At 55.7% G+C, this 3,714-nt stretch carries 3 protein-coding genes; all 3 read left to right on the forward strand.

Annotation, left to right across the window (positions count from 1 at the left end; genetic code table 11):
• Nucleotides 1-2: 2 nt before the first annotated feature.
• On the forward strand, nt 3-1,199 hold the full coding sequence (locus ACIQ0G_RS10610; protein WP_397577874.1) for a saccharopine dehydrogenase family protein: 1,197 nt from the start codon (nt 3-5) through the stop codon (nt 1,197-1,199).
• Nucleotides 1,199-2,353, forward strand: coding sequence for a carboxynorspermidine decarboxylase (locus tag ACIQ0G_RS10615; RefSeq protein WP_397577875.1), 1,155 nt, complete (start codon nt 1,199-1,201; stop codon nt 2,351-2,353). The genes ACIQ0G_RS10610 and ACIQ0G_RS10615 overlap by 1 nt, the downstream gene beginning before the upstream one ends.
• 129 nt (nt 2,354-2,482) lie before the next feature.
• On the forward strand, nt 2,483-3,688 hold the full coding sequence (locus ACIQ0G_RS10620; RefSeq protein WP_183940703.1) for a type III PLP-dependent enzyme: 1,206 nt from the start codon (nt 2,483-2,485) through the stop codon (nt 3,686-3,688).
• Nucleotides 3,689-3,714: the final 26 nt, after the last annotated feature.

The following is a 3,714-nucleotide window of genomic DNA, read 5'->3' on the forward strand; positions in this document are numbered from 1 at the left end:
TATTGGTAATTGGCGCCGGTGGCGTTGGATCGGTTGCGGTCCACAAAATGGCCATGAATCAGGACATCTTCAGCCATATCAGCCTTGCAAGCCGGACAAAGTCGAAGTGCGATGCGATTGCCGCTTCGGTCAAGGAACGCACGGGCGTCGTGATCGACACTTATGGCCTTGATGCAGATGATGTTGCTGCGACAACCGCTTTGCTGAACCAGATTAAGCCAAGCCTCGTCGTCAACCTCGCGCTGCCTTACCAAGACCTCAACATCATGGACGCGTGCCTTGCTGCGGGCGTGCATTATATGGACACAGCGAACTATGAACCGCTGGATGTCGCCAAGTTCGAATATCATTGGCAGTGGGCATATCAGGATCGTTTCAAAGATGCGGGCCTCGCCGCTTTGTTGGGTTCAGGCTTTGACCCCGGTGTGACATCGGTGTTCACGACCTATTTGAAAAAGCATCATTTCGACCGCATCGACACGCTCGATATTCTCGATTGCAATGGCGGCGACCATGGTCAGGCCTTTGCCACCAACTTCAATCCGGAAATCAACATCCGTGAAGTCACCGCCGTCGCGCGCCATTGGGAAAATGGTGCCTGGGTCGAAACCCCCGCAATGTCGGTTAAGCAGAGCTTTGACTTTGAAGCGGTTGGTCCAAAGAACATGTATTTGATGTACCATGAGGAAATCGAAAGCCTCAAAACCCATCTGCCCGAAATCAAGCGTATCCGTTTCTGGATGACCTTTGGCGACGCGTACATCACCCACCTGAATGTGCTTCAGGCGGTTGGCATGACCCGGATTGATCCTGTCATGTATGAAGGCAAGGAAATCATTCCGCTGCAGTTCCTAAAAGCCGTTCTGCCTGAACCCGCCTCGCTTGGCCCAACGACCAAGGGCAAGACCAACATTGGCTGCATCGCCACTGGCCTTGGCAAGGACGGCAAGGAAAAGACCCTCTACATCTACAATATCTGCGACCATGAAGATGCCTATGCCGAAACGGGCAATCAGGCGGTCAGCTACACCACTGGCGTGCCTGCGATGATCGGTGCCGCCATGCTGCTTACGGGCAAATGGTCCGGTGCGGGCGTTTGGAACATTGAGCAGTTCGATCCCGATCCCTTCATGGACATGCTCAACGCGCATGGTCTGCCTTGGCAGGTGAAGGAACTGGATGGACCGCTGACGTTCTAATGGAAACCAAGGCCGGCGATCCTGGCGCGTTTGCGCATTTCGACCTGTATCGCGTTCCATCGCCGGCATTTGTCGTCGATGAAGCGGCGCTGCGGCGGAACCTTGCTATCCTCGCGGATGTAAAAGCACGGTCGGGTGCCAAAATCCTATGCGCGATGAAGGCGTTTTCCATGTGGAAAGTTGCGCCCATCATCGGCGAATATCTAGATGGCGTGTGCAGCTCTGGTCTGTGGGAATCGCGCCTCGCCCGCGATTATTATAAAGGCGAGATCGCAACCTATTGCGCTGGCTATAAAGAGGCAGACATGGCCGAAATCGTCGAGATTTCTGATCATGTCATTTTCAATAGCCCCAGCCAGCACCGGCGTTTTGCGGCATTCCTGAATGACAGCGTGGATGTCGGGCTTCGGCTCAACCCCGAACATGCCGAGGGCGAAGTTGCCAAATATGACCCCTGCTCCCCCGGTTCACGCCTTGGTTTCCCTGTAAGCCAGCTGAGGACCGAACATTTGGAGGGCGTGTCCGGTCTGCATTTCCACACCTTGTGCGAACAGGACTTTGTGCCGCTCAAACGCACATGGGAGGCTTTGAAGCCACAGATCGCGCCCTATTTTGGTCAATTGCGTTGGCTGAACTTTGGTGGCGGACATCACATCACCCGCGCGGATTACCAGCGCGATGACCTTGTGGCATTCATTCAGCAGGTCCGCGCTGAAACCGGCCTCGACGTTTATCTTGAACCCGGTGAAGCGATTGCGCTTGATACCGGCATATTGATTGGCGAGCTGCTCGATGTGTTCGAAAATGGTTTGCCCGTCGGCATCACCGATATCAGCGCGACCTGCCACATGCCTGACGTCATTGAGGCTCCTTATCGCCCCGCCATGCTTGGCGAGCTTCAGGACGGCCCTGCCGTGCGTCTGGGTGGCCCCAGCTGCCTTGCTGGCGATATCATCGGCGATTACCGTCTTCCGGTCGCAGCAGAAGCTGGCGCGCGCTTCGCGTTTCTCGATCAGGCGCATTATTCGATGGTGAAGACCAACACCTTCAACGGCGTTCCGCTTCCGTCCATCTGGCTTTGGAACAGCGACACAGACGCGTTGGAATGTGTACGCGCATTCGACTGGACCGAGTTTAGGGACCGGCTCAGCTAAAAACGCAACGAATCACTTTACATCCCCCCCTGCTTTTCATAAGGGACGCCTCCGCTGCCCCAGGGGGACTTCCAATAACCGCAAGGCAGCCTTGTTGTTTCACGTTATTTTTTTTGGGGGTCCCTTGAGTTGCACGAGTATCTTGACGCTCTAGCTGTAGTCCGCGCCCAGCGCCCTGACGAACCTATCACGCTCCTTCGCCCGCATGCCGCTTCGCGCGCCGCCCGTTTCTTCGTTGAGAAGTTTCAGGGTAAGTCGCTGTACGCGGTAAAGGCCAATCCTTCGCCTGCATTGCTTGAAACTTTGTGGGACGCGGGCATCACGCATTATGATGTCGCTTCGCTTGGCGAAGTGCGTTTGGTGAGCAAGTTCCTGCCCGATGCAAAGCTGTGCTTCATGCATCCTGTGAAAAGCGAACGCGCGATTGCGCAAGCTTATCACAACCACGGCGTTCGGACATTCAGCCTCGACAGCCATGAGGAATTGGAAAAGATCGTGCGTGCCACCGATGGCGCGACCGATCTTGAACTGTGCGTACGTATCCGCGTGTCATCAGAGCATGCGAAACTCAGCCTTGCTTCAAAATTTGGCGCAGATCCATCCGAAGTAGCGGATCTGTTGGTTGCGACCCGTCAGGTCGCCGACAGCTTGGGCATTTGCTTCCATGTTGGAAGTCAGGCCATGACACCCGCCGCATATGCCGAGGCAATGGAGCATGTGCGTGCCGCCATCGTTGAAGCGTCGGTCACGGTTGATATTGTCGACGTCGGCGGCGGTTTCCCATCGGTCTACCCCGGCATGGAGCCACCCGCGTTGGAAGGCTATTTTGAAGTCATCCACAATTGCTTCGAAGATCTTCCCATCAGCTACTCCGCCGAATTATGGTGTGAGCCGGGCCGCGCATTGTGCGCTGAATATGCGTCGTTGCTGGTGAAGGTCGAAAAACGCCGTGGGCAAGAGCTGTTCATCAACGACGGCGCTTATGGATCATTGTTTGATGCCGCGCACATCGGCTGGCGCTTCCCTGTGGCGCTTCAGCGGTCGGACACGTCAATCGGTACCCAGATGGCTGAATTCAGCTTCTACGGGCCTACCTGCGACGATATGGACCATATGGCGGGGCCATTCATCCTTCCCGATGACGTGCAGGCCGGTGATTATATCGAGGTCGGCATGCTGGGCGCATATGGCTGTGCCATGCGGACCGAGTTCAACGGCTTTGGCGAGACCGACACGGTTCCTGTCGAAGATGAGCCGATGGCAAGCCTTTACGCCGAGTTGCCCGCCAATGACGCGAGCAATGTTGTGAAGATCGGCAAGCGGTCCGCGCAATAAGTTACAATTGACAATTATTGACAGGT

The organism is Sphingorhabdus sp., assembly GCF_044354325.1.
GTDB lineage: Bacteria > Pseudomonadota > Alphaproteobacteria > Sphingomonadales > Sphingomonadaceae > Sphingorhabdus_B.